The organism is Dyadobacter sp., assembly GCF_051859145.1.
In the GTDB taxonomy this organism is placed as follows: domain Bacteria; phylum Bacteroidota; class Bacteroidia; order Cytophagales; family Spirosomataceae; genus Dyadobacter.
Window position 1 is genome coordinate 1 of the sequence record NZ_JBHYGF010000339.1, and the last position, 4,677, is coordinate 4,677.

The following is a 4,677-nucleotide window of genomic DNA, read 5'->3' on the forward strand; positions in this document are numbered from 1 at the left end:
AAGAGCCAGAATGATATTGCACAAGAAATCAATAAAAAGCTTTCACGTTTCAACGACGCACGTATTTTCGCCACGCAGGAACAAACGATTTCAGTAGGTATCGGATCAAGAGGATCGTTGCCGGTGCAGTTCGTACTTCAAAATCTTGATTTTGAAAAGCTGTACGATATTCTGCCCAAGTTTCTCGACGAAGCGCGGCAGGACCCGACGTTCCAGAATGTGGACGTGAACCTGAAATTCAATAAACCCGAAGTAAGGTTAACAATTGACAGGCTTAAAGCACGTGATCTCGGACTTTCAACTACTGACGTGGCAGCCACCATTCAATCTGCATTCAGCGGTCGCCGACTTGCCTATTTCATCATGAACGGGCAGCAGTACCAGGTGATCGGTCAGGTTGAAAAATCAGAACGTAACCGGCCGGCTGACATCGAGAAATTGTATGTAAGAAATAACCGTGGTGAAAACATACCATTGACGGCGGTAGTCAAAATGCAGGAAGAAAGTGGCCCGCCGACGATCTACCACTATAACCGCTACAAAAGCGCCACGATTTCAGCTTCCCTGGTGGAAGGAAAAACGATCGGCGACGGCGTGGAAGCAATGCGCCGGATTGGCAACAAGCTGCTCGACGAATCTTTCCAGACTTCCCTCACCGGACCTTCACGCGACTTTGAAGAAAGCTCTTCCAACACCAGCTTTGCATTCGGACTCGCATTACTACTCGTTTATCTGGTACTCGCAGGTCAGTTTGAGAGCTTCACAGATCCATTTATTATCATGATCACCGTGCCGCTTGCATTAGCAGGTGCATTGCTCAGTCTTTATCTTTTTGGACTTACAATCAACATTTTCTCCCAGATCGGAATGATCATGCTGATCGGCCTGGTAACCAAAAACGGTATCCTGATCGTGGAGTTTGCGAACCAGAAACGGGAACAGGGAATGGACAGGATGTCAGCAGCGATAGAGTCTGCCACGCAGCGCTTGCGACCTATCCTGATGACCAGTCTTGCCACTGCCTTTGGTGCGTTACCGATTGCATTAAGTCTGGGTGCGGCAGCCACAAGCCGGGTTCCGCTGGGTGTCGTGATCGTGGGTGGATTGATGTTTTCCCTGATCCTTACTTTGTTCGTTATCCCTGCGATTTACACGTTTATATCACCTAAAAAACATAAAAAGACAGAAGAAGAGAAAATGGCGGAAGAGCTGTCCGTAAGCACCCATTAATTTTTCTGTTTGTTTAAATCCAATATTGTTCTTGCATGAACCCGCGCGCGATCTTTAATCTTAAAACCTACCTGTTCGTTTCTCTTTTGTTCTGCGGAAGCAACGCATTCTGTTTTCAGGCAACCGACAGTTTGTCCCTGACCCTGGATGAAGCGATTGCCACAGCTTTAAAGAACAGCTACGAAATAGAAATCGCGAAGAATAATGTGGAAGTCAATACGGTACTTAACCACTACGGAGTGGCTGGCGGTTTGCCGCTTGTAGCCGCCAATGCGTCCAATACGGAACAAATCACAGAGGTAAATCAAAAGCTTAACAACGGTACCGAGATCAACAGAAGTGCGGCTGCGGGTAACAATACCCAGGCTAACGTTTCGGCTAGTATCATTCTGTATAATGGAAAAAGGATCGTTTCCACAAAAAAGCGACTCGCTGAACTGCAATATCAGAGCAGCGAACTGCTTAATTCACAGATCCAGAATACGATCGCGCTGGTCATGACGAGCTATTATGATGTGGTTCGCCAGCTGAGCTACCTCAATACAGTGCGCACTTCGATCCAGGCTTCTGAAAAAAGGCTGGAAATTTTAAAGGTGCGCAAAGAAGCGGGAATGGCAAACAATGCGGACCTGTTCCAGGCGCAAATCGACCTAAATACATTGAATCAAACTTTCCTGGACCAGCTGATGGTAGCCCAGGTGGCAAAGGCGGAACTGCTTCGCATATTAACACTTGACCCAAAATCTTCGCTTACACTCAGGGACACGATCACTGTTGATACAAACCTCAAACTGGATGACATAGCCGGCCGGATTACAGCCAATGCAGATGTAAAAGCGGCCGATCACCAGATCAGGATTAATGAACTGATTGTGCGGGAAACGGCGGCGCTACGCTACCCTACTGTGCGTTTAAACACAGCCTACAACTATTCCCGCAACCAGACAGCGGCCGGATTTACATTGCTTAACCGCAGCCTCGGTCCGCAGGCGGGAGTAACGTTGAGCATACCGATCTACAATGGGTCGGCATTCAAAAGACAGCAGCAGGCAGCAGAAATCAACACATCCAGCGCGAAAATTCAGCGGAATTCAATTGTGCGCGACTATAATGCAGGCGCTGTGAAAATGTACCAGACCTACGTAAGCTCGCTGCAACAGCTGCAAACGCAAAAGCAGAATTACGATTTGAGCCGACAGCTCCTCGATCTTACTTTGCAGCGTTTTGAGCTGATACAAGCTACGATCATCGATGTCCGCGAAGCGCAAAGAAGCTTTGAAGACGCGGGTTATCGCCTTATCAACCTGAACTACGCTGCAAAAGCGGCTGAGATTGAGCTTAAAAGATTGAGCAACACCCTGCAATAACTACCCAGAATACGCGTTCCGAACCAATTTACGCCAGCTTCCCCGGCTGGTGACTGGATGCTAATGTTCTCTGGAACAGCTTTTTATCGGATACATTTAGCCGGGATTAAAATTCGGTTAAACCTCCACCAGCTTTTACCGTCTAAGAACATTCATCTCTTTCAACGTATTGCGTCGGCTATCTCGCTGCTGCATTAAAAATCCTGTTATGCAAAAATCATTGCTCTCGTTTTTATTGCTGACTATGCTCTCAACCCCGCTCCTCGCGCAGGAAGAGCCAGCCGCCTTCGCAATTACGGGCAAGCTGATCGATGCCGATAAGAAGCCGGTACCTTTTGCAAACGTGGCGCTTTACGGGACCAAAGATTCTACGCTGATCGGCGGCGGCACTTCCGATGAAAATGGTACCTTCTCGGTCTCAGCTGATCCGGGGAATTATTTCATCAAAATCACTTTTCTCGCATTGCGTGAGAAGGTAGTTCCTAATATCAATGTTGTTTCTTCCAATGTAAATGTCGGCTCTATTGCGATGGTTTCAGATGCGAGGGAGCTGGAAGAGCTCGTCGTCAGGGGGGAGAAAAGCCAAATGGACCTGCAACTCGATAAACGCGTCTTTAATGTCGGAAAAGACCTCAGCAACATCGGCAGCAATGCATCCGACATTCTGAATAATATGCCTTCGGTGACGGTGGACGTGGAGGGGAATGTTGCACTTCGGGGTAGCCAGAACGTGCGGATACTGATCGATGGAAAACAGTCGGGAATGGTGGGGCTTAATCCTGCCGAGGCGCTGCGGCAGATACCGGGCGACTTGATTGAAAGCATTGAAATCATCACAAATCCGTCGTCACGCTACGATGCAGAGGGTGAAGTAGGGATCTTGAATATTGTAATGAAAAAGAATATCCGCTACGGTCTGAATGGATCTTTCACCGGAACTGCGGGCTATCCTTCCAACTTCGGTGGCTCTTTTAACCTCAACTACCGTCGTAAAAAGGTCAATTTCATTGCCAATTATGGGTTAATGTACCGCGAAGGTCCGGGACGTGGAAATTCCCGGCAAACCTACACGGGGGCAGATACCAGTTTTGTGTACGAGTCAAATACAAACCGGACGAGATCGGGTTACTCGAATAATGTAATGGTAGGTCTTGACTATTTTATCAATAACTATAACACTGTCACCGGTACCGTTTCCTACCGCAACTCACAGAATGACAACAAATCGAGACTCGAATACCGGGATTTTGATTTTAACAATGTACTTACGAGAACTGTAATCAGGGACGAGCACGAAACGGAGCCTCGACAAAACCTGGAAGCTGCATTGAGCTATAAAAAGACCTTTGAAAGAAAGGGACAAAGCCTATCATTTGACGCTAAGTACATTTTGAGTGACGAAACCGAAGCTGCTAAATACAATGAATTTGCCAGCAATAATGCATCACGGATTGTACAGCGCGCATTCAATACCGAAGACGAGAAAAACTTCCTGGCGCAACTTGACTACATTCACCCATTTGCCAAAGACGGAAAAATTGAAGCCGGATTAAAAACCTCAGTAAGGCAGCTGGATAATGATTTCTCGGTACATCAGCAGAACGAGGCAATGAACTGGATCATTTTGCCTGACTTTGACAACCGACTCGCTTACGATGAGAAGATCCATGCGGGCTATGTAATGGCGAGTAACCAGTTCGGGAAGGTATTTGTGCAGGCCGGCTTACGTGGCGAGTACACCGACATTCTGACTGAGCTTAAAAAAACGGCATTGATCAACCAGAGGAGGTATTTCAATCTTTTCCCAAGTCTGCACCTGTCGTACAAGCTGCAGGAGGCACAAACGTTGCAACTCAGCTACAGTTACCGGCTAAGCCGGCCAGGTTTCCGGGATTTGCTCCCCTTCTCCAATTTCAGCGACTCCCGCGTGTTCAGGGCTGGGAATCCGCTGCTTAATCCTGAATTTACGCATTCATTTGAAGCTGGTCATTTGTTGAATATGGAAAAAGGATCGCTGCTGTCGAGCGTCTACTATCGCCACCGGCTGGGTGTTGTTGAGAATATTACCTCCGTAGACTCT

Annotated in this window: 3 protein-coding genes; all 3 read left to right on the top strand. The window is 47.5% G+C overall.

The window, feature by feature from the left end; translation table 11 throughout:
- A partial coding sequence (locus tag ACTIE6_RS18190; protein ID WP_439557995.1) for an efflux RND transporter permease subunit occupies nucleotides 1-1,230 on the top strand: 1,230 nt, incomplete at its 5' end.
- Nucleotides 1,231-1,265: 35 nt separating this feature from the next.
- Complete coding sequence (locus ACTIE6_RS18195; RefSeq protein WP_439557996.1) at nucleotides 1,266-2,597, top strand: TolC family protein; 1,332 nt, start codon at nucleotides 1,266-1,268, stop codon at nucleotides 2,595-2,597.
- 208 nt (nucleotides 2,598-2,805) lie between these two features.
- Nucleotides 2,806-4,677 (top strand): TonB-dependent receptor domain-containing protein (locus ACTIE6_RS18200; protein ID WP_439557997.1); only part of this gene is annotated, 1,872 nt, incomplete at its 3' end.